General features: G+C 64.0%; 18 protein-coding genes. 11 read left to right on the forward strand and 7 right to left on the reverse strand.

Annotated features, from left to right (window positions below; genetic code table 11):
* Positions 1 to 4: 4 nt before the first annotated feature.
* Both lptG and lptF read right to left on the reverse strand, forming a co-directional pair.
* Positions 5 to 1,144: an LPS export ABC transporter permease LptG gene (gene lptG, locus NTU39_RS07110; RefSeq protein WP_150665147.1), complete on the reverse strand. Its 1,140-nt coding sequence runs from the start codon at positions 1,142 to 1,144 to the stop codon at positions 5 to 7.
* Entirely contained in the window at positions 1,144 to 2,271 is a 1,128-nt protein-coding gene (gene lptF / locus NTU39_RS07115; RefSeq protein WP_150665146.1) for an LPS export ABC transporter permease LptF, read from the reverse strand. Before lptF ends, lptG begins: the two co-directional genes overlap by 1 nt.
* Positions 2,272 to 2,361: 90 nt before the next feature.
* On the opposite strand from lptF, the gene NTU39_RS07120 reads away from it, so the two are divergent.
* Genes NTU39_RS07120 through NTU39_RS07130 form a run of 3 tightly spaced genes read left to right on the forward strand, consistent with a single transcriptional unit; the run spans position 2,362 to position 4,666 of the window.
* Entirely contained in the window at positions 2,362 to 3,873 is a 1,512-nt protein-coding gene (locus NTU39_RS07120) for a leucyl aminopeptidase (protein WP_257959559.1), read from the forward strand.
* Entirely contained in the window at positions 3,870 to 4,286 is a 417-nt protein-coding gene (locus NTU39_RS07125) for a DNA polymerase III subunit chi (protein ID WP_150665144.1), read from the forward strand. The genes NTU39_RS07120 and NTU39_RS07125 overlap by 4 nt, the downstream gene beginning before the upstream one ends.
* 2 nt (positions 4,287 to 4,288) lie before the next feature.
* The gene (locus NTU39_RS07130; protein WP_174984816.1) at positions 4,289 to 4,666 is read left to right on the forward strand and encodes a DUF2486 family protein; all 378 of its coding nucleotides are present in this window, start codon (positions 4,289 to 4,291) and stop codon (positions 4,664 to 4,666) included.
* 37 nt (positions 4,667 to 4,703) lie between these two features.
* Here the strand turns inward: NTU39_RS07130 and NTU39_RS07135 are convergent, their stop codons facing one another.
* The 3 genes from NTU39_RS07135 to ilvD (NTU39_RS07145) all read right to left on the reverse strand — a co-directional run bounded on the left by NTU39_RS07135 (position 4,704) and on the right by ilvD (NTU39_RS07145) (position 9,055).
* Complete coding sequence (locus tag NTU39_RS07135; RefSeq protein WP_150665142.1) at positions 4,704 to 5,078, reverse strand: c-type cytochrome; 375 nt, start codon at positions 5,076 to 5,078, stop codon at positions 4,704 to 4,706.
* Between the two features lie 230 nt (positions 5,079 to 5,308).
* Positions 5,309 to 6,982 carry a dihydroxy-acid dehydratase gene (gene ilvD / locus NTU39_RS07140; RefSeq protein ID WP_150665141.1) on the reverse strand — a complete coding sequence of 558 codons (1,674 nt, stop codon included), beginning with the start codon at positions 6,980 to 6,982 and terminating at the stop codon, positions 5,309 to 5,311.
* A gap of 204 nt (positions 6,983 to 7,186) precedes the next feature.
* Positions 7,187 to 9,055: a dihydroxy-acid dehydratase gene (gene ilvD / locus NTU39_RS07145; protein ID WP_150665140.1), complete on the reverse strand. Its 1,869-nt coding sequence runs from the start codon at positions 9,053 to 9,055 to the stop codon at positions 7,187 to 7,189.
* A gap of 113 nt (positions 9,056 to 9,168) precedes the next feature.
* Between ilvD (NTU39_RS07145) and NTU39_RS07150 the strand changes: the two genes are divergently transcribed.
* Together NTU39_RS07150 and lgt are read left to right on the forward strand one after the other, a co-directional pair.
* Positions 9,169 to 10,140, forward strand: coding sequence for a LysR family transcriptional regulator (locus tag NTU39_RS07150; RefSeq protein ID WP_257959560.1), 972 nt, complete (start codon positions 9,169 to 9,171; stop codon positions 10,138 to 10,140).
* A 237-nt stretch (positions 10,141 to 10,377) separates the two neighbouring features.
* Positions 10,378 to 11,268 (forward strand): prolipoprotein diacylglyceryl transferase, encoded by an 891-nt coding sequence (gene lgt, locus NTU39_RS07155; protein WP_150665138.1) that lies wholly within the window; start codon positions 10,378 to 10,380, stop codon positions 11,266 to 11,268.
* A 156-nt stretch (positions 11,269 to 11,424) separates the two neighbouring features.
* On the opposite strand, the gene NTU39_RS07160 is transcribed toward lgt, so the two are convergent.
* Positions 11,425 to 12,096: a GntR family transcriptional regulator gene (locus NTU39_RS07160; RefSeq protein ID WP_039400112.1), complete on the reverse strand. Its 672-nt coding sequence runs from the start codon at positions 12,094 to 12,096 to the stop codon at positions 11,425 to 11,427.
* Between the two features lie 350 nt (positions 12,097 to 12,446).
* Between NTU39_RS07160 and dctP the strand changes: the two genes are divergently transcribed.
* From dctP to NTU39_RS07190, 6 genes are all read left to right on the forward strand, one after another.
* Positions 12,447 to 13,493, forward strand: coding sequence for a TRAP transporter substrate-binding protein DctP (gene dctP, locus NTU39_RS07165; protein ID WP_373275366.1), 1,047 nt, complete (start codon positions 12,447 to 12,449; stop codon positions 13,491 to 13,493).
* Positions 13,490 to 14,059, forward strand: coding sequence for a TRAP transporter small permease (locus tag NTU39_RS07170; RefSeq protein WP_150665136.1), 570 nt, complete (start codon positions 13,490 to 13,492; stop codon positions 14,057 to 14,059). The genes dctP and NTU39_RS07170 overlap by 4 nt, the downstream gene beginning before the upstream one ends.
* Entirely contained in the window at positions 14,056 to 15,399 is a 1,344-nt protein-coding gene (locus tag NTU39_RS07175; RefSeq protein ID WP_257959561.1) for a TRAP transporter large permease, read from the forward strand. The genes NTU39_RS07170 and NTU39_RS07175 overlap by 4 nt, the downstream gene beginning before the upstream one ends.
* 86 nt (positions 15,400 to 15,485) lie before the next feature.
* A complete protein-coding gene (locus NTU39_RS07180) occupies positions 15,486 to 17,057 on the forward strand; it encodes a malonyl-CoA decarboxylase domain-containing protein (RefSeq protein WP_246184635.1) in 1,572 nt (523 codons plus the stop codon).
* Between the two features lie 37 nt (positions 17,058 to 17,094).
* Positions 17,095 to 17,895 carry an enoyl-CoA hydratase/isomerase family protein gene (locus tag NTU39_RS07185; RefSeq protein ID WP_257959562.1) on the forward strand — a complete coding sequence of 267 codons (801 nt, stop codon included), beginning with the start codon at positions 17,095 to 17,097 and terminating at the stop codon, positions 17,893 to 17,895.
* Between the two features lie 86 nt (positions 17,896 to 17,981).
* Positions 17,982 to 19,514 carry a malonate--CoA ligase gene (locus NTU39_RS07190; protein ID WP_257959563.1) on the forward strand — a complete coding sequence of 511 codons (1,533 nt, stop codon included), beginning with the start codon at positions 17,982 to 17,984 and terminating at the stop codon, positions 19,512 to 19,514.
* A 191-nt stretch (positions 19,515 to 19,705) separates the two neighbouring features.
* Here NTU39_RS07190 and NTU39_RS07195 read toward each other — a convergent pair whose 3' ends face one another.
* Complete coding sequence (locus tag NTU39_RS07195) at positions 19,706 to 20,413, reverse strand: SIMPL domain-containing protein (protein WP_257959564.1); 708 nt, start codon at positions 20,411 to 20,413, stop codon at positions 19,706 to 19,708.
* Between the last annotated feature and the right edge of the window lie 61 nt (positions 20,414 to 20,474).

Raw genomic sequence — 20,474 nt, forward strand, 5'->3', positions numbered from 1 at the left:
GTCCTCAGTGCTTGTCCACCCAGCGCAACGCCCCGATGGCGAGCACCAGATAGAGCAGGGACGGTAACGCCGCTGTGAACCACGCAGGCCATGTATTGAGCAGGCCCAGATGCGAGAACAGATTGTTGAGCAACTGGAAGCTCATGCCGAGCATGATGCCGCCGAACACCTTCAGGCCGATGGCCCCGGCGCGTGCATGCAGATAGGCGAACGGCAGGGCCAGCGCCATCATCACGAAGACGGCGAGCGGATACAGCAGCTTTTGCCAGAGCGCGAGGTTGTAGCGATCGGTGTTCTGCTGGTTTTCCTTCAGGTGGCCGATGTACTTGTACAGACTGCCGATCGCCATGTTGTCGGGTGAGACCATCAACACGGACAGAATTTGCGGGGTCAGTTCCGAGCGCATCTGCACCGAGTCGATGTGCACCTGCTTGCTCTGCACCAGCGCACGCAACGGATCGTTGTTGGCCGAGGCGTCGTCGATGGCGCTGAAGACCGTTTCGGACACATCCGTCAGCTTCCAGGCGTTGGGCGGGGCAAACTGGCCAAGCTTGGCCAGTCGCACGCTGTCGAGGCGCAGCTTCGCGTCGAACTCGTAGATGCGAACGTCGGCAATGGTGTTATCCGGATTGAGGGTGCCGACGTTGATGAAGCGGGTCACGCGGCTACCGTCCTGGTCGACGGTGTCCTTGACCCACACGCCTGATCGAAAGCCTGCCGAGACCGAGCTGCCGAGCGCTTCGAGGCGGATCTTCTGCGCAAGTTGTTCGGCGCTCGGGGCGATGTACTCACCGATGACGAACGTGATCAGCACAATCGGGAAACCGATCTTCAGCAGCGAGCGCAGCGCCTGTCCCGTGGACAGACCCGAGACGCGGAAGATCGTGAACTCCGAATTCCCGGCCAACTGGGCGCACACGTAAATGGCCGCGATCAGCGAGGCGACCGGAATGATTTCGTACATGCGCTGCGGTGCGAACAGCAGCACGTACGCCAGCGCGTGCTGGAAGCGGTAGCCGCCGCGGCCCACGTCGCCCAGTTCGCTCACCAGATCGAAGAAGACGAACAGGCCGACGAACGCAAGCAAGACGAACAGGAACGCCAGATAGATCTGGCGCGCGAAGTATTTCTCATAGACGCGCATCAGCGAGCCCCTCCCGATGCACGCACCGCGCCGGAACCGTTGTTACGGCGTCGGCTGAAAAGACCCCGAAAACGCACGCGTCGCACGTAAAGCAGCACGATGACCGCCAAGGCCAGAGCATGCAACAGCCACACGCCGATGGCCAGCGGCAGACGTTCCTGCGCGACCCACGCCTGCGACAGGCTCAGCAGGTTGGTGTAGCCCAGATAGATCAGCACGGCCATGACCAGGTTGACGGTGCGCCCGTGACGCGGATTCTGATAGGCCAGTGGCACGGCGAGCAGCACGAGCGCCAGTGCGAGCAGCGGCAAGCCCACGCGCCAGACGATTTCACCGCGGAAGATCGGATTCTGGATTTCACGGAACAGCCGCGCGGTGGGCACGCCCTTGGTCGGCGTGTTGTCGGCGCTTGCGGTCGTCGGATTGTCGATCTTCACGCCGTAGCGCTCGAACTCCATCACGCGGTAATCGGGCTGACCCGGCACGCCGTCGTAGCGACGGCCCTTTTCCAGCACGATATAGCGGTTGCCGTCCTTGGCCGTCTCGATGTGACCGTCTTTCGACACCACGACGCTCACCTTGCCGTTTTCCGTGCCTGAGACGAAGACGTTGTGGACTTTGGTGGCGTCCGGCGAAACCGTCTCGACGAAGAACACGCGATGGCTCGCCGCGCTCTCGCGGAACTGGCCCGGCGAGATCATGGAGACGTCGTCGCGCTGGGCGAAGCGGGCTTCGAGCAGAGAGATCTGCTGGTTCGCCCAGGGCCAGGCAACCAGCGCGCAGAAGGTGATGACGGCCAGATAGGGCGTGGCAAAGCGCAGCACCGGCTTGATGAAGTCGGTGATGGACAGTCCCGAGGCAAACCACACGACCATTTCGGAGTCGCGGTACCACCGGGTCAGGACGAACAGGATCGAGACGAAGAGCGTCACGATCAGAATGACGGCGAGGTAGCCGATGACGGCCAGACCGATGAGCACGAGAACGTCGCGCGGATCGGCTTTCCCGGACGCGGCGAAGCCCAGGATGCGGATCATCATCGTCGTTAGCATGACGGTGATCAGCACCATGAAGACGGCCCCGGCGGTGTAGTTCAGCTCGCGCTGCAGGGAACGCTGAAAAATCATGTGATGACGGTTGGGTGCTCTCGCGGTTGGGCGAGCGCGGAAAAAAGCGGATAATTGCGGCTCGTACGAATTTTACCCGAGGAAAGCGCGATGGACTTTAGCACAAAAGCCTTCGATTCGACCAAGGCGGGCCAAGCCGGTCTCGCCAACGCAAAGACCGAATGTCTGGTGGTTGGCGTGTTCGAGCAGCAGCCGCTCGCAGGGCTGGCCAAGGCGCTCGACGGCGCGAGCAAGGGTTTGCTCGCCCGCATGGTCAAGCGCGGCGAAATCGATGGCAAGCTCGGCAGCACACTGATGCTGCACGAAGTCGCCGGATGGAGTCCGGCACGTGTGCTGTTCGTCGGTCTGGGCCGCGAAGACCAGCTCTCGCAGAAAGGTTTCAACGAAGCCACGCGCGCTGCCGTGCGCGCCGTGCTCGCCTCGCGCGCCGCGGACGCGCTCTGGACGCTGCCGCAAGCCAAGGTCGTGGGTCAGGATACCGCCTGGGCCGTGCGCGCCTCGGTGCTCGCCCTGCGCGAGGCGACCTATCGCTTCACGCGCATGAAAAGCAAGGTCGAAGCCGCCAACACCGCGCTGCGCAAGGTCGTGTTCTCGGTCGTCCCGGACGATCTGAAGGCCGCCAAGGTGGCCGCCAAGCAGGGCGAGGCCATCGCCAACGGCATGGCGCTCACCAAGGACCTCGGCAACTTGCCGGGCAACGTCTGCACGCCGACGTATCTGGCCGATACCGCCCGCAAGCTCGCGCGCGAGTTCAAGCTCAAGTCGGAAATCCTCGGACCGAAGCAGATCGAGGCGCTCAAGATGGGTTCGTTCCTGTCGGTCGCCCGTGGCTCGGTCGAGCCGCCGCAGTTCATCGTCCTTAAATATGAAGGCGCCGGCGCCAAGCAGGCCCCGATCGTGCTGGTCGGCAAGGGCGTGACGTTCGACACGGGTGGCATCTCGCTCAAGCCGGGCGAGGGCATGGACGAGATGAAGTACGACATGTGCGGCGCGGGTTCCGTGCTCGGTACGATCCGCGCGGTCGCCGAGATGGGCCTCAAGCTCAACGTCATCGCCATCGTGCCTGCCACGGAGAACATGCCGAGCGGTCAGGCGACGAAGCCGGGCGACGTCGTCACCAGTATGTCCGGTCAGACCATCGAAGTGCTCAACACCGACGCCGAAGGCCGTCTGATCCTGTGCGATGCGCTCACCTACGCGGAGCGCTTCAACCCGGCGGCGGTGATCGACGTCGCCACGCTCACGGGCGCTTGCATCATTGCGCTGGGCCATGTGAATTCGGGCCTCTTCTCGAAGAGCGACGCGCTCGCCGACGAACTGCTGGCCGCTGGCCGCACGACGGGCGACACCGCCTGGCGTCTGCCGGTCGAAGATGAATATCAGGAGCAGCTCAAGTCGAACTTCGCCGATGTGGCGAACATCGGCGGGCGTCCGGCCGGTAGCGTGACGGCGGCCTGCTTCCTGGCACGCTTCACCGAAAAGTACGAGTGGGCGCACCTGGACATCGCAGGCACGGCCTGGAAGAGCGGCGCGGCGAAGGGGGCCACGGGCCGTCCGGTGCCGTTGCTCACGCAGTTCCTGCTCGATCGCGAAGCCCGGTGACCCGCGTCGACTTTCACACGCATGTGGCGGACCGGCTCGAATATGCGTGCCGGTTCGCGCGCAAGGTCTACGGGGCCGGGCAGACGCTCGTGGTCGTCGGTGAGCCCGACGTGCTGCGGGCGTTCGATCAGACCTTGTGGACGTTCTCGCCTCTGGAGTTCGTCCCGCATTGCTTTACGGCCGACCCGGTCGCAGCCCAGACGCCGGTCGTGCTGGCCGGACCTGACGAGCAAGCCCAGCACCATCAGGTCATGCTCAATCTGGCGAACCGCGTCCCCACGCACTTCGCGCGTTTCGAACGGGTGGTGGAAATCATCGGCGACACGCCCGAGGACCTGACCGGTGCGCGCGAGCGTTATCGCTTTTACCGCGATCGTGGCTACACCCTGAACAACTACGACCAGCGAGGTTGATCGTGACGAACGAGCCCGAGCGCAACGACCCCGGCATTCCCACGCTGACCGAAGTGCTTGCTGAGGGCGAAACGGTGCCTGCGGGCGCTGAGGACGCTGTGGGTGATAAGCAGGCTGCCGCGCCGGTGGCTGAACAGGGTGTCCCGGCCGATGTCGCGGTGTTTGCCGAGCGTGTGAGCGCGCGGCTCACGTTGCAACTGGCCGACGAGATTACGACGATGGTGGAGCGGCGCTGTCACGACGCGCTGATCGATCAGACGTCCTGGCTGGTGCAACTGATCGGCAAACAGGTGGCGGACGCTTTGCAGGCGCAACTGCCGGATCGTATCCGGCAGGCCGTCATCGAAGAGGTAGCGAAACAGGTGCGCTCGCAGGGGTGATCGAAAGAACGGGTGACGCGGGAGGCCCGCGTGTCGGTCAGGGGCGACGCCCCGGCACCATCCCGAGAATCCAGCGTGCGAGATCGTTCGCCTCGCCCGGCGCGAGTTGCAAGCCCGCGGGCATCGGAATCTTGCCCCACTTCCCCTGACTTCCGTCCGAGATGGAGCGTGTCAATTCTTCCGTGGCACCGGGTTGCCCGGCGTAACGTTTTGCGATGTCGCGATAGGACGGCGCGAGCAGCGTGCGGTCGGTGGCGTGACACGTCATACAGTTCCGTGCCCGGGCCAGCTTCTCCATCACGCGGTGATCGGGCACATCGGACTGCGGTGCAGACTGTGCATAGGCGGTTGCGGCGGCCATCAGCCACAGGCTCATCATCGTCCCGGCGCGAACGCCGGCAAATCCCTTCATTCGATACTCCCCGACCGTGTTGACGGAATCCGATGCGAGGCTGCATGACAGGGACGTCTGTGGGCGACGACTTTGGGCAGATGCATCGACGCGCCATTATACGGCGGCAATTGCGCCATTCTGCGCGGCACGACGACGCATGAAAAACGGCACGCCCGCCGTGTCGCGGGACGTGCCGTTGGTTCAGGCCGATGTGCTTCGTCGCAATTGCGACGCGCAATTCCTGCGGATCAGCCCGTCGCGCCGCCCTTGTTAGCCGGTTGCGCCAATGCGGCGTACTTGGCGAGCACGCCACGCGTGTAGCGCGGGGCAGGGGCTTTCCACGCGGCGCGGCGTTTGGCGAGTTCGTCGTCGGCCACGTTCAGCTGGAGCAGCAGTTTGTGCGCGTCGATGGTGATCGAATCGCCTTCCTGCACGAGCGCAATGGTGCCACCCACGAACGCCTCCGGTGCCACGTGTCCGACCACCATGCCCCAGGTGCCGCCCGAGAACCGGCCGTCGGTGATGAAGCCGACCGACTCGCCGAGCCCCTTGCCGATGATCGCCGACGTCGGTGCCAGCATCTCAGGCATGCCCGGCCCGCCCTTCGGTCCGAGATAGCGCAGCACCAGAATGTCGCCCGCCTGAATCTTGTCGCTCAGGATCGCCTCCATGGCGCTTTGTTCGTCGTCGAACACGCGCGCCGGGCCGGTGATCACCGGGTTCTTCAGGCCGGTGATCTTGGCGACGGCGCCGTCTTCGGCCAGATTGCCCTTGAGGATGGCGAGGTGCCCCTCTTTGTAAAGCGCGCGATCGACGGGGAAGATCACGTGCTGGTCGGCGCGCGGCACCGACGGCACATCCTTCAGCTCTTCGGCAATGGTGCGTCCGGTGATCGTCATGCAGTCGCCGTGCAGCAGGCCGGCGTCGAGCAGAATCTTGAGGACTTGCGGAATGCCACCGGCCTTGTGCAGATCGGTCGCCACGTACTTGCCCGAGGGCTTCAAATCGCAGATGACCGGCACGCGTGTGCGAATGCGCTCGAAGTCCTCGATGCTCCACTCGACATCCGCCGCATGGGCAATTGCCAGGTAGTGCAGCACGGCGTTGGTCGAGCCGCCCGTCGCCATGATCAGCGCAACGGCGTTCTCGATGGATTTGCGCGTAATGATGTCGCGCGGCTTGAGGTCTTGCTTGACCGCTTCGATCAGTACCCGCGCCGATTCGGCGGCCGAGTCGACCTTCTCCTGATCGGGGTTGGCCATCGTCGAGGAGTAGAGCAACGACATACCCAGCGCTTCGAACGACGAGCTCATCGTATTGGCGGTGTACATGCCGCCACAGGAGCCGGTGGTCGGGCACGCGTTCTTTTCGATGCCCTTGAAATCGGCCTCGGTCATGCGCCCGGCGGTGAATTCGCCCACGGCTTCGAACGAGGAGACGATGGTGAGATCCTTGCCCTTCCAGTTACCCGGCTTGATCGTGCCGCCGTAGACGTAGATGCCCGGCACATTGATGCGTGCGAGCGCGATCATGCCGCCCGGCATGTTCTTGTCGCAGCCACCGATGACGACCACGCCGTCCATCCACTGGCCCTGCACGGCCGTCTCGATACAGTCGGCGATGACTTCACGCGAGACGAGCGAATACTTCATGCCCTCGGTGCCCATCGACATGCCGTCGGAGATGGTGGGGGTGCCGAAGGTCTGGGGATTGGCCTGATGAGTTCTGATCGCTTCCACTGCGGCGTCCGTCAGACGCTGCAATCCCGCGTTGCACGGGGTGATCGTCGAATGGCCGTTGGCCACGCCGATCATCGGATTGTCGAAGTCTTCTTCCTTGTAGCCCAGCGCGTAGTACATCGAGCGGTTGGGCGAGCGTGCCACGCCTTGCGTGACGTTGCGCGAACGACGGTTGAATGCCATGACGTCTCTCTCCTGTGGGGATGCGCCACGCCACGAGCCGTCGCAGCGTCGCACATAGGCGTTGTTGTATCACGCTGTACTGACGGTGGCATCCCGAAAGGATACGGAACGCCACTTGATGCGATGTTGCTGTGTTACTGCGAGTGAGCGGGGCGCCTTTGTTCAGCGAGGCCGCCGCCGCTCACGTTTGAACCGATCGCGCTATTAGCCGCGCTTGCCCAGCTTCAGTTGCGACAGATCGCGCACTGCGCCACGGTCGGCGGAGGTAGCGAGTGCTGCATAGGCTTGCAGGGCTTGCGAGACGACACGCTCGCGGCCGACCGGCTGCCACGCGTCGTCGCCACGCGCTTCCATCGCGGCGCGACGGCGGGCCAGTTCTTCGTCCGACACGGCCAGATGCATCTTGCGCTGGGTGATGTCGATCTCGATCACGTCGCCGTCTTCCACCAGACCGATGGTGCCGCCTTCGGCCGCTTCCGGCGAGGCGTGGCCGATCACGAGACCCGACGAACCGCCCGAGAAACGACCGTCCGTGAACAGGGCGCAAGTCTTGCCCAGGCCCTTGGACTTCAGGTACGACGTCGGGTACAGCATTTCTTGCATGCCGGGGCCGCCCTTCGGACCTTCGTAGCGAATCACGACCACGTCGCCCGCCTGCACCTTGTCGCCGAGAATCGCATCCACGGCGTCGTCCTGGCTTTCGAACACGCGTGCGCGGCCGGTGAAGACCCATTGCGATTCGTCGACGCCAGCCGTCTTCACGATGCAGCCCTTGTCGGCGAGGTTGCCGTACAGCACGGCCAGACCGCCGTCCTTCGTGTAAGCGTGTTCCTTGTCGCGGATGCAGCCCACTTCGCGGTTCAGGTCGAGCGACGGGTACGTCGACGACTGGCTGAAGGCGATGGTCGTGGGCACGCCACCCGGGGCGGCGCTGTAGAACGTTTGCGCTTTGTCGTTGGCGCTGTTCGTCACGTCCCACTGTGCAATGGCATTGCCGAGCGTGCCGCTGTGGACGTTGCCGCACGACGTGTCGAGCAGGCCGCCACGGGCGAGTTCGCCCAGAATGCCGATGATGCCGCCAGCACGGTGCACGTCTTCGATGTGGTACTTGTCGGTCGCCGGGGCGGCCTTGCACAGGCACGGCACGTTGCGCGAGATACGGTCGATGTCGGCCATCTTGAAATCGACGCCCGCTTCTTGTGCTGCGGCGAGCAAGTGCAGCACGGTGTTGGTCGAGCCGCCCATGGCGACGTCGAGCGTCATGGCGTTTTCGAACGCGGCCTTGGTGGCAATGTTGCGCGGCAGGACCGAGGCGTCTTCTTCCTGATAGTAGCGGCGGCACAGATCGACCACGAGACGGCCAGCCTGCTCGAACAGCCCGCGACGCCAGGCGTGCGTGGCCACGATGGTGCCGTTACCCGGCAGGGCGAGGCCGATGGCTTCCGTCAGGCAGTTCATCGAGTTCGCGGTGAACATGCCCGAGCACGAGCCGCACGTCGGGCAGGCGCTGCGCTCGACTTCGGCGACTTCCGCGTCGCTGATCTTCGGGTCGGCTGCCTTGATCATAGCGTCGATCAGGTCGATCTTGGCGATGACCTGGCCATCGCCCGACTTGACCTTGCCCGCTTCCATCGGGCCGCCCGAGACGAACACGACCGGAATGTTCAGGCGCATGGCGGCCATGAGCATGCCCGGGGTGATCTTGTCGCAGTTGGAGATGCAGACCATGGCGTCGGCGCAGTGCGCATTGACCATGTATTCCACGGAGTCGGCGATCAGTTCGCGCGACGGCAGCGAGTACAGCATGCCGCCGTGACCCATGGCGATGCCGTCGTCCACGGCGATGGTGTTGAATTCCTTGGCCACACCGCCCGCTGCCTCGATTTCCTTGGCGACGACGGCGCCCAGATCGCGCAGGTGCACGTGACCCGGCACGAACTGCGTGAAGGAGTTCACCACGGCGATGATCGGCTTGCCGAAGTCGCTGTCGGTCATGCCTGTGGCGCGCCACAGGGCGCGGGCGCCGGCCATGTTGCGGCCGTGCGTGGAGGTGCGGGAACGGTAATGAGGCATGGTCGTCTTCCGTGAAACTACAGCTTGTCTTATGGGGAGGACGTCAAGATTCGTCTTTCCTTGAATGCTTGTCAAATATATTATTTGACTCGGATTGAGTCGAAAAACATATCATGGACCTGCGTCAGTTTCGATACTTCGTCGCCGTGGCCGAAGAACGGCATTTCGGCCGCGCCGCACAGCGGCTCTCGATGACCCAGCCGCCGCTCTCGCAGCAGATCCGGGCGCTGGAGGCGTCGCTGGGCGCACCCTTGTTCGTGCGCACCAACCGCTCAGTCGAACTGACGGCGGTGGGGCGGCAGTTGCTGCCGGAAGTGCGCCGCATTCTGGCCGATGCCGACGCGCTGCCCGCCCTCGCGCAAGGGTTGGCACACGGCGAGGTCGGCACGCTCTCGCTGGGCTTCGTCTCGACGGCGGACTACGGCATCCTGCCCCCGCTGTTGCGCGAGTTCGGCGAGCGCTATCCGCGCGTGCGGCTGCAACTGCTCGAAGCGACCAGCGACGTGCAGGTCGAGGCGCTGATGGACGGGCGTATCGACGCCGGTCTGTTCATTCCGCCGGTACCTGCGCGCTATGCCAACGAACTGTCCTATCTGCCCATCGTGCGCGAACCGCTGATGCTGGCGCTGCCTGCGGGGCGCCACGGCGGCGCAGACGATGCGGACGATGCGGACGATGCGTTAGCGTCGAACGGCGACGGCCAGCCCGGCGCGCCGGTGAGCCTGGCGGATTTCGCCGACGAGCCGCTCGTCATCTTCCCCCGCCGCGTGGCCCCGGCGTTCTACGACATCATCATGGGATGCTACGCCGCGCTCGGCCTCACGCCCCGCGTGGGACAGGAGGCGATTCAGATGCAGACGATTGTCAGTCTGGTGTCGGCGGGCATGGGTGTGGCGCTGGTGCCGCAATCGCTTTGTCACTTGCGACGCACGGGGGTGACCTACCGGGCGCTGCGCGAGACGAGCACGCTGATCGAGACCGGACTGCTATGGCGCACGGCCGAAGTCACGCCGGTGCTCGAAGGGTTTCTCGAGACGGCACGCGGCGTGGCGCATACCCCGCCGGGTGCGACGCTCTCGACCTGAGCCGTCTTGCGGAGTGTCCGGACCGTGGAAGTGGCACTTGCGGACGCGTGCACATGTCGCGCTGCCGTGTGCTCGTGGTATCGTGCAGCCCATCCCATAGCGTGCCGGTGGGCCGTTTCATCGACCGGCACAGCGCGTGGCGCAAACTAGGTGACGGAGGCGACGGCAGCCGCGTTGCGAAGGCAGTCCCTACGCCCCCTGGCGGAACTTTTGTTCACGAATCGATTCTTCTGATCCATGCTGATTCATCCTCAATTCGACCCGGTCGCGATTCATCTCGGCCCGCTCGCTATCCGCTGGTACGGCCTGATGTATCTGGTCGGCTTCATTCTCTTCCTGCTGGTAGGACGCTTGCGCGTGCGCCAGCCATCCATCGCGGCGCAAGGCTGGAAGGCGCAGGATCTCGACGACATGCTGTTTTATGGCGTGCTCGGCGTGATTTTCGGCGGACGTCTGGGCTATGTGATCTTCTACAAACTGTCGTTCTATCTGGCGAATCCGCTCGACATCTTCAAGGTGTGGGAAGGCGGTATGTCGTTTCACGGCGGCTTCCTCGGGGTGCTGGTGGCGATGTGGCTGTTCACGCGCCGTCGCGGACACTCGTTGCTCGAAGGCACCGATCTCATCGCACCGATGATTCCGTTGGGGCTGGCTGCCGGGCGTCTGGGCAACTTCATCAACGGTGAGTTGTGGGGCCGTGTGACGTCGCCCGATTCGCGCTTCGCGATGTTGTTCCCGCAAGCGGCTGCGGAAGACGCGCAGTGGATGTTCGCGCATCCGCAAGCGATGGCCGATCATGCGCTGGCAATGGTGTTCGCACAGTTCCACGGGCTGCCGCGTTACCCGTCGCAGTTGTTCGAATTTGCGCTCGAAGGCGTGGCGCTGTTCCTGCTGCTGTGGTTCTTCGCGCGTCGTGCACGTCCGGTGGGCGCGGTGTCGGGCATGTTCCTCGTCGGCTATGGCCTGTTCCGCTTCCTCGCCGAATTCACGCGCGAACCGGATGCTTTCCTCGGCTTGCTGTCGTTCGGTCTGTCGATGGGCCAGTGGCTGTCGCTGCCGATGATCGTCGCCGGTGTGATCATGCTGGTGTGGTCGTATCGTCGCGCGCAGGTGACGTCGGCGGCGTGAAGGCGTAGTGACTCACGGCGCGCTCGCGCCCATCCGTTCTTCGATTCAAAACGGGCCACCGGACATTGCGTCGGTGGCCCGTTTTTTTTGTCTGACGATGCCGCGAAGGCCCGACGTAACGTCGGTCGATTTTTACAATCTCCGCGTAGGCAGCCCTCAGCCCGCCTTGCGCGATAGCGCATGCAGTGACGCCATCAGGTCCGCAAAGCGCTCGCCCTGCACGGTGACGTGGCCGCGCAGGTGCTCCGACGCGGCGTCCGCGTCGCCTGCCTCGATGGCACGAAAAACGGCGTCGTGTTCCGAGAACGACTGATGCGGCCGGTCGCGCACGCGCAGTTGCAAACGGCGGTACACACGCAACCGCCGGTGTAGTTGCAGCGCCGTCTCCTGAAGATAGGCGTTGTGACTCGCCTGATAGATGAGCGCGTGGAAGTGCGCGTTGACCTCGTAATACGTGTCGATGTCGCGCGCCTCGGCCGCCGCCCGGCTGGCTTCGTGCGTCTGCCGTAGTTCGGCCAGTTCATCTTCGGTAATGCGGCGCGCCGCCAGCCGTCCGCACATCGACTCCAGCTCCGCCATGACCTCGAACATCTCGCACAGCCTCTGCGGGTCGATCTGCGCGACGACCGCGCCCCGGCGTGGCCGGATCTCAATCACGCCTGACGACGCCAACTGAATCAGCGCTTCACGCAACGGCGTGCGCGACACACCGAACGCGGTGGCCAGTTCGACCTCGTCGAGTCGCATGCCGGGCGGGTACTCGCCCACCGCAATCTTTTCCTCGATGGCCTGTCGTAGCGCTTCCGATCGCTTCGGTTTTACGGTCATGGCGCTCTCGCTCGGTCGGGTTTCGATCCCGTGATCGGGGGTCGTATGGGGTTCATGGTTACCAAAGTAGCGCGCGAATTCCCCGTTGAAGATCGGGGTAAACGCCAAAAGTGTATTTTTTAACGGGTCGATTTGTATACACCATGACGGATTAACTATACGATTTCATTCCGAGAGCGGCAACTCGCGCACTCGAAACTCAAAAACAAAGCAGTCATCCGTACATGCAGTGCCGGCGTTTCCGGTGGTGCACCCGGCGTCCGTCTTCGGCGGTTGGCGAAGCGGGCTTCGGGCGATGTCACGCACCGGACTTCGCAGGTTCATCGCTGACAAAAGTGACAGGAGACGCCATGGAGACAACACCTTCCCCGCTGCGGCGGCAACTCATGCTCGGTGCCGCATCGGCGCTGGTCACCGGTGGTCTGGCCAGCCCTTGGGGCGGCGCATTCGCGCAAACCGGCCCACTCAAGATTTCTCATCAATTCCCCGGCGGCACGCTGACCGAAGGCGATTTTCGCGACCGTTTGTGCCGCAAGTTCGCTCAGGAAGTCGAAAAGCGGACCAACGGCGCACTGAAGTTCCAGATCTATCCGGGCAGCTCGCTCATGAAGACCAACGCGCAGTTCTCGGCGTTGCGTCGCGGGGCGCTCGACCTCTCGCTGTATCCGTTGCCGTACGCGGGCGGCGAAGTCCGGGAGCTGAACATCGGATTGATGCCGGGACTCGTGACCTCGTATGCGCAGGGCAATGCCTGGCGTAACGGCGAGATCGGCAAGGTGCTGACCGACGTGCTTGCCGCGAAGGACATCGTGATCGTGAGCTGGGTCTGGCAGGCCGGGGGTGTGGCCAGCCGGTCCAAGCCGCTTGTCGCGCCTGAGGACGCCAAGGGCATGAAGGTGCGCGGCGGCAGCCGCGAGATGGACATGATGCTCAAGGAAGCGGGGGCGGCGGTCATCTCGCTGCCGTCGAACGAGCTATACGCGGCCATGCAGACCGGCGCCATGGATGCCGCGATGACGTCCTCCACCAGTCTGATGTCGTTCCGTCTCGAAGAAGTCTCGAAGCATCTGACCACCGGCCGTAACAAGTCGTACTGGTTCATGCTGGAGCCGCTGCTCATGTCGAAGCAGGTCTTCGACAAGCTGCCGAAGGATCAGCAGCAGATCATTCTGCAAGTCGGGGCCGATCTGGAAGCGTTCGGCACGGAAGCGGCGAAGGCGGACGATGCGCAGATCGCGAGTGTCTACACGAAGGCCGGTGCGAAGGTCTATGACCTCGACGAAGCAACCGTGATGAAGTGGCGCGACATTGCCCGGCGCACCGCGTGGAAGGATTACGCGAGCAAGTCGGATACGTGCGCGAAGCTGCTCGCGCTGGCCGAGAAGGTGCCTGCATGAGCGGGGCCGTCGCGAGCGCGGAGCCGGCAGTCGCCCGTTCGCGCGCGTTGCGACGGCTCGACGCCCTCTTGCAGGGCGTGAGCCGCCTGCTCATGGTCGTGTGCATGCTCGCGCTCGTGGGGGCCGCGCTGGTGCTCAGCTACAGCGTGTTCGCGCGGCACGTGCTCAAGCTCGCGACCGACTGGCAGGACGAGGCCGCCGTGTTCCTGCTGGTTGGCGCGACCTTCGTGTCGGCCGCACACGTGCAGCATCTGCGCGGGCACATCGGCATCGAAGCGATCACGACACTGCTCTCCCCGCGCGTGAATCGCGTGCGACGCTGGTTCGTCGACATCCTGACATTCCTGTTCTGCTCGTTCTTCGCATGGAAGTCGTGGACGCTCTTCTGGGAAGCCTACGTCGACGGCCAGACCAGCAGCTCGACATGGGGGCCGCCGCTGGCGATCCCCTACGGCCTGATGGCGTTCGGCATGACGTTGCTCACCGTCCAGTTGCTGCTGCAAGTGGCCATCGGGGCGTGTGAGATGAGAGGCACCACGCAGCACGGCACGGGAGGGCACGCATGAGCGAGCTCACGATCGGATTGCTCTATGGCGGCGCAACGCTCGTCGTCATGTTTTCGGGGATGCCCGTCGCGTTCGCGCTGGGGGCTGTCGCGGTGGCGTTCATGTTCGGCTTCATGCCTGCATCGTCGCTCGATACGGTGACGCAGAACGTCTACGAGGAGATGGCGAGCATCACGCTGCTGTCGATCCCGTTGTTCATTCTGAAGGGCGCGGCCATCGGCAAGTCTCGCGCAGGGCAGGATCTCTACCTTGCGCTGCACGCGTGGATGCGACGCATTCCGGGCGGGCTCGGCATCGCCAACGTCTTCGCCTGCGGGTTGTTTGCCGCCATGGCAGGGTCGAGTCCGGCGACGTGTTCGGCCATCGGCAGCGCCGGGATTCCGGAGATGCGTCAGCGCGGTTACTCGCCGGGGTTCGCGGCGGGCATTATCGCGGCGGGCGGTACGCTGGGTATTCTGCTGCCGCCGTCGATCACGATGATTCTCTATGCGGTAGCGGCCGAACAGTCGCTGGGACGTCTGTTCCTCGCGGGCATCGTGCCTGCGCTGCTGCTCGTGGGGCTGTTCTCGTGCTACGCGGCATGGCGCTATCGCAAGGAATACGCCAACGCGCAACTGGCACTGGCGCGCGACGGTACGCCATCGCCGTTCCCGAGCGAGCCGCCCGCCACGATGCGCGAGAAGCTGGCGCTGCTGCCGCGCGTGCTGCCGTTCGTCACGCTGCTCATCGGCGTGATGGCGGCGCTCTACGGCGGGTACGCAACGCCGTCGGAGACGGCTGGGCTGGGTGGGTTGCTGGCGCTCGCGCTCATCGCCGTGATTTACCGGATGTGGAAGCCGCGTCAGCTTGCACCGATTCTCACGGGGACGTTGCGCGAGTCGACCATGCTCATGTTCATCATCGGCATGTCGCTGCTCTACTCGTACGTGATGAGCTATCTGCACATCAGCCAGTCGGCCGCGCAATGGATCGTGGGGCTGCAACTATCGCGCTGGGTGCTGCTCGCCGCCATTCTGGTGATGGTGGTCGTGCTGGGGTTCTTTTTGCCGCCGGTAAGCATCATCCTGATGACCGCGCCGATCATTCTGCCGCCGCTGCGCGCGGCCGGGTTCGATCTGGTGTGGTTCGGGGTGGTGATGACGATTGTCATGGAACTGGGGTTGATTCACCCGCCGGTCGGACTCAACATCTTTGTGATCAAGAATACCGCGCCCGATATCGCGCTGCGCGACATCGTCTGGGGCGTGATGCCTTTCGTCGTGTTGATGGTGGTGGCTGTCGTGCTCATTTGTCTGATGCCCGGTCTGTCGTTGTGGCTGCCGGACAGGCTGATGGGATGACGTGATCTCACGTGATATCGCGTGAGATGGCGGCAGCCGAACCGAGCCCTGTGCCTTGAGAGGAAACCATGAAGGATGAGCCGATCATGTCCGCAATGTCTGTGCCTGTAGCGCTGAATTCGTCGATGGCGGCTTCGTCTTCGTCGCCCTCGTCATCCTCGCCCGGCCGCGGTGCGTCGGAGAGCGTGCCGGACGTGAGCGCACCGGTGCCGTCGCCCAAGCCGACGCTCGGGGAGCGGCTCGGGCAGTGGTTCGGGCGCGGCAAATCGGGTGGGCAGGGCGGTGCGCCGAAAGACGGCAAGGACGGCAAGGTCGTCGCCGCACCGCTATCGGCGCGGGCGGAGAACGCGTTGCGCCGACAGTTGGCGCAGTGCTTTTCGGCGCGTCTGACGGATTCCTCAGCCAACGAGGCCGCGCGCGAGTTCATGGCGCGCTACGGTGCCGCGTCTGCCGAAGAACAACTGGCGTTGCTCACCGTCGTGGCCGACATCTGCGCGAGCGATGGCGAGGTTGGCGGCGATGGCAAGGGCGCGATCAAGGACAGTGCCAAGGATGCGGGCAAGGACGCAAGTAAAGATGCGACGAAGGACGCCCGTCGTGCCGCCAGCGCGGCGACCGGTCTCGCCGGGGCGTTGGGGAGCGCGCGCGTTCGGTTCCTCAAGCGCTTCAACGCGCTGCCGGACGGTCTTCCGTTCCTCGTAAGTTGGCGAGCCGACATGCTGCGTCATCGCGCGGCGTTGCCGGGGTTGGCGGCGCTCGAAGAAGATCTGGGCAGCCTGTTCTCGACCTGGTTCGATGTCGGTCTGTTGGAGCTGCATCCGATCACTTGGGATTCGCCTGCGTCGCTGCTCGAAAAGCTCATGCGCTACGAGGCCGTGCACGAGATTTCGTCGTGGGCCGATTTGCGCAACCGGCTCGATTCCGACCGCCGCTGCTACGCGTTCTTCCATCCTCGTATGTCGCGCGAACCGTTGATCTTCGTCGAAGTAGCATTCGTTCCGGAGATGGCGGCGGACGTCCATTCGCTGCTGGACGAAAAGGCGCCGCTCGAAGACCTGCGGCGCGTGCGGTGGGCCATCTTCTACTCGATCTCGAACACACAGCCGGGTCTGCGCGGGGTGAGCTTCGGTAACTTCCTGCTTAAGCGCGTGATAGACGAGTTGCACGTCGACTTCCCGAAGCTGCGCAACTTCGCAACGCTCTCACCGATTCCGGGCTTCAACGACTGGTTGCGGCAACTGTCGGCGCAAGCGCTTGCCGAGGCCCTCGGGCCGAAGCGTGTGAAGTTGCTTGCGCAGGAGCCGTCGCTGGCGACGGAAGCGTCGGGGGCGCAGATGATGGCGTGGTTGCAGGCGACCCCCGATCGCAAGAGCGGGCAGGCATTGCAGCGCGCGCTGGGCGAAGCGCTGGCAGCGCACTACCTCGCTCGCGAGACCGTGCGTGGGCAGCCGCGAGACCCCGTGGCGCGCTTCCACCTCGGTAATGGCGCGCGCGTGGAGCGTATCAACTGGCATGCCGATCTCTCGAAGAAAGGCGCGAAGCAGTCGTGCGGGATGATGGTGAATTATCTTTACGAGCCCGATGAACTCGACGCGAACCTGCAACGGCTCATCGATGGCGAGCCTGCGCTGGGGCGCGCGGTGTCGCGTCTTCTTTAACGTTTGCGTAATGACGGATAACCTCATGGAGACACGCGTGAACGAAGTAGTGGGCGAAGTGCTGCGCGACGACAGTCTGCTCGACGAAGGATTGGTGACGCTCACGCTTTCCAATCCCACCAAACTCAACGCTATCTCGGTGGCGATGTGGCGCTCGCTGCGCACGCATGTGCAGGCGCTCGACGACGACTCGCGCGTGCGCGCCATCGTGGTTCGCGGTGCGCAGGGCAACTTTGCCGCCGGGGCGGATATCGAGGAGTTTCCGCTCGAGCGCGGCAGCTATGACACGTTGCGTCGCTATCACGGCGAGATCATCGGGCCGACGCTCGATGCGCTGGCGCGTTGCCGACATCCGAGCGTCGCGTTGATCGAGGGCGTTTGTGTGGGCGGAGGGATGGAGATCGCCACGCACTGCGACTTGCGCATTGCGGGGGAGGGGGCGCGCTTCGGCGTGCCCATCAACAAACTCGGGTTTCCGATGGCGCCGGGCGAGTTGCGTGGCGTGCTGGCGCTGGCCGGTCGCGCTGCGACGCTCGAAATCCTGCTCGAAGGGCGGGTGTTCGGCGCGAGTGAGGCGCGCGAGAAAGGCCTGCTGACCCGCGTGGTCGACGATGAAGCGGTCGAGGAGGCAGGCTACACTTGCGCACGGCGCATCGCGGCCGGGGCGCCGCTCGCCGCGCAGTTGAACAAGTGGCTGATTGCCCGGCTCGCGCCGCCCGTGCCGCCGCTGTCCGAGGCGGAGTGGCAGCGAGCCTTCTCCTACTGGGACTCCCACGATCACCGCGAAGGCGTGGCCGCGTTTCTCGAGAAGCGGCCACCCGATTTCAGGGGGCGTTGAGCGTCTTGTGTGCCTTGTGCGCTTCGCCCTCTCTATGCAATGTTTATCGATGCATTTCCCGTTCTGATTGATTTCCGGTTCTGTTTATGACGCAAGACGCCAACCTCTATCGACTCTTTGCCGAACGCTTCCCTGCGGACAAATCGGCGTGCGCCATCGAGACCCCCGAAGGGCTTTACTACAGTTGGGGTGACCTTGAGCACGCCAGTGCGCGCATCGCGAACCTGCTCGCGAGTCTGGATCTGACGCCGGGGGCGCGCGTTGCCGTGCAGGTCGAGAAGTCGCCCGAAGCACTGTTGCTGTATCTCGCCACGCTGCGTGCCGGGTACGTCTATCTACCGCTCAATACGGCGTATCGCGAGGGTGAGATCACCTACTTCGTCGAGAATGCCGAGCCGGATGTGGTGGTGTGCAGCCCGTCGAACTTTGGCTGGGTCTCGAAGATTGCGTTCACTAACGGCGCGAAACACGTCTTCACGCTGGGCGACGACCGGACCGGCTCGCTACTTGAGCGCGCGGCCTGGTTCGACGACACGTTCGAGACGGTGCCGCGCGCACCCGACGATCTCGCGGCCATCCTCTATACCTCGGGGACCACGGGGCGCAGCAAGGGCGCGATGCTCTCGCATGGCAATCTCGCAAGCAACACGCGGGTGCTGCATGCGTTCTGGGGCTGGGGGGAGCGCGAAGGTGGAGACGTTCTGCTGCACGCACTGCCGATCTTCCACGTGCACGGGTTGTTCGTCGCCAGTCATGCGGCACTTTACTCGGGCAGCAAGATGATCTGGCTGTCGAAGTTCGATGCGCGCGAAGTGCTGCATCAACTGCCGAGGGCCACGGTGTTCATGGGCGTGCCGACGTACTACGTGCGTCTGCTTGCCGAGCCGGGACTGAATCGAGAAGTGTGTCGCCATATGCGCTTGTTCATCTCGGGCTCGGCACCGCTGCTGCGCGAGACCTTCGACGCGTTCAGCGAGCGCACGGGACATACGATTCTGGAGCGTTACGGCATGTCGGAGACGGTGATGCTCGTCTCGAATCCGTATCATGGCGACGCAGCGAAGGTGCGCCGTGCGGGCACCGTCGGCGTGCCGCTGCCAGACGTGACCGTGCGTGTGGTCGGCGACGACGGTCAGCCGAGTGCGCAAGGCGACATCGGACATATTCAGGTGCAGGGGCCGAACGTCTTTGCGGGCTACTGGCGCATGCCGGAGAAGACGGCTGAGGAGTTTACCGATGACGGCTTCTTCAAGACAGGCGACGTGGGTAAGTTCGATGAGGATGGCTACGTGCACATCGTCGGCCGCTCGAAGGATCTCATCATCTCAGGCGGATACAACGTCTACCCGAAGGAAATCGAGGGTTTCATCGACGAGATGGACGGGGTGGCCGAGTCGGCCGTGATCGGCGTGCCGCACCCGGATTTCGGCGAAGCGGTGGTCGCGGTGATCGTGCCACGCGCCGGCGCGCAGGCACCCGACGAGCGCGCTGTGATCGATGCACTCAAGCAGCGCATTGCCAACTTCAAGGTGCCCAAGCGTGTGCACGTCGTCGCGGAGCTGCCGCGTAATACGATGGGCAAGGTGCAAAAGAACGTGCTGCGCGATCGCTTCAAGTAAGTCGCTTGCGACACGTTGTCGCATGAGGTTGGGCGGGGGACTTGCGACCTCCCGCGGGGCGTCTGGAGCATGCGGCGCCCCGCGGCAATGTGACACGCCACGACGTTTGCCACCGACGTAAAAAATGCCGCCCCGGAGTACCGGAGGCGGCATTGCTTTTTGGTGCTGTCCGCAGGTTAGCGGCGCACCGCTTACTTCATCTGCACCGTACCCGAAACCGTGACGGTCACTTGCGTCTTGCCGCCTTCGAGTTGCATCGGCGGGGCCGCGTCGGCGCTGGCGCTCATGGCCATCGCCTTCATCGCGTACGGGCGCGGCATCATCGGCGCGTTCGAGCCGACCTGCACCTGACGGATCGTGTAGCCGCTGTAACCGAACGCCTTCACGTTGTTCTGTGCCTGATTGCGGAACGCCTGAATTGCCTGATTGGTCAGCTCGGCCTGCGTCTTCTCCTGCGCTTCACGCGAGAGCGAGAACGCCACGCCATCCATCTGCATCTGGTCCGAAATCTGGCTCGCGAGACGCGACGCCGCGCCGAAATCCTTCGACGTCATTTGCAGTTCGGTGCGACCGCGCCAGGCCGTGATCTTGCCGTCGCGGTTGGTCGTCGGATACAGCGAGACGTTGCCGGTGTGCACGTCGACAGCGCTCTGGCTCTTGGCGACGGACATCGCCTTGTTCGCCTTCTGCGTGAGGTTGCGCGACACGGTGGCCGCGTCGGGACCTTGCTCCTGCGCCGACATGGTGATGTGCACGGTGTCCTGTTCGACTTCCTTCGTGGCGTTCGCTTCGAGACCCAGCACGCCGGAAACCTGACGCGTCGATTCGTCGCCCGACTGGGCATACGCGGCGTTGGCGGCAGTCGCAATCAGAAGAGCAGCAGCGAGAGACTTGCGCATAGTTGTTGTCCTTTTTCGAGTGTGAGTTCGCATCTTGGCGGCGAACGTTTGACCGGTTGAA

The organism is Pandoraea commovens, from assembly GCF_024704525.1.
In the GTDB taxonomy this organism is placed as follows: Bacteria; Pseudomonadota; Gammaproteobacteria; order Burkholderiales; family Burkholderiaceae; genus Pandoraea; species Pandoraea commovens.

What these genes read in the sequence shown, in the direction of transcription:
- NTU39_RS07195 (WP_257959564.1), bottom strand. Translation starts at nt 20,413, where the DNA reads ATGCGCAAGTCTCTCGCTGCTGCTCTTCTGATTGCGACTGCCGCCAAC.
- ilvD (WP_150665140.1), bottom strand. Translation starts at nt 9,055, where the DNA reads ATGCCTCATTACCGTTCCCGCACCTCCACGCACGGCCGCAACATGGCC.
- NTU39_RS07135 (WP_150665142.1), bottom strand. Translation starts at nt 5,078, where the DNA reads ATGAAGGGATTTGCCGGCGTTCGCGCCGGGACGATGATGAGCCTGTGG.
- NTU39_RS07175 (WP_257959561.1), top strand. Translation starts at nt 14,056, where the DNA reads ATGAGCGAGCTCACGATCGGATTGCTCTATGGCGGCGCAACGCTCGTC.
- dctP (WP_373275366.1), top strand. Translation starts at nt 12,447, where the DNA reads ATGGAGACAACACCTTCCCCGCTGCGGCGGCAACTCATGCTCGGTGCC.
- lptF (WP_150665146.1), bottom strand. Translation starts at nt 2,271, where the DNA reads ATGATTTTTCAGCGTTCCCTGCAGCGCGAGCTGAACTACACCGCCGGG.
- lgt (WP_150665138.1), top strand. Translation starts at nt 10,378, where the DNA reads ATGCTGATTCATCCTCAATTCGACCCGGTCGCGATTCATCTCGGCCCG.
- ilvD (WP_150665141.1), bottom strand. Translation starts at nt 6,982, where the DNA reads ATGGCATTCAACCGTCGTTCGCGCAACGTCACGCAAGGCGTGGCACGC.
- NTU39_RS07150 (WP_257959560.1), top strand. Translation starts at nt 9,169, where the DNA reads ATGGACCTGCGTCAGTTTCGATACTTCGTCGCCGTGGCCGAAGAACGG.
- NTU39_RS07160 (WP_039400112.1), bottom strand. Translation starts at nt 12,096, where the DNA reads ATGACCGTAAAACCGAAGCGATCGGAAGCGCTACGACAGGCCATCGAG.
- NTU39_RS07190 (WP_257959563.1), top strand. Translation starts at nt 17,982, where the DNA reads ATGACGCAAGACGCCAACCTCTATCGACTCTTTGCCGAACGCTTCCCT.
- NTU39_RS07170 (WP_150665136.1), top strand. Translation starts at nt 13,490, where the DNA reads ATGAGCGGGGCCGTCGCGAGCGCGGAGCCGGCAGTCGCCCGTTCGCGC.
- NTU39_RS07180 (WP_246184635.1), top strand. Translation starts at nt 15,486, where the DNA reads ATGTCCGCAATGTCTGTGCCTGTAGCGCTGAATTCGTCGATGGCGGCT.
- lptG (WP_150665147.1), bottom strand. Translation starts at nt 1,144, where the DNA reads ATGCGCGTCTATGAGAAATACTTCGCGCGCCAGATCTATCTGGCGTTC.
- NTU39_RS07120 (WP_257959559.1), top strand. Translation starts at nt 2,362, where the DNA reads ATGGACTTTAGCACAAAAGCCTTCGATTCGACCAAGGCGGGCCAAGCC.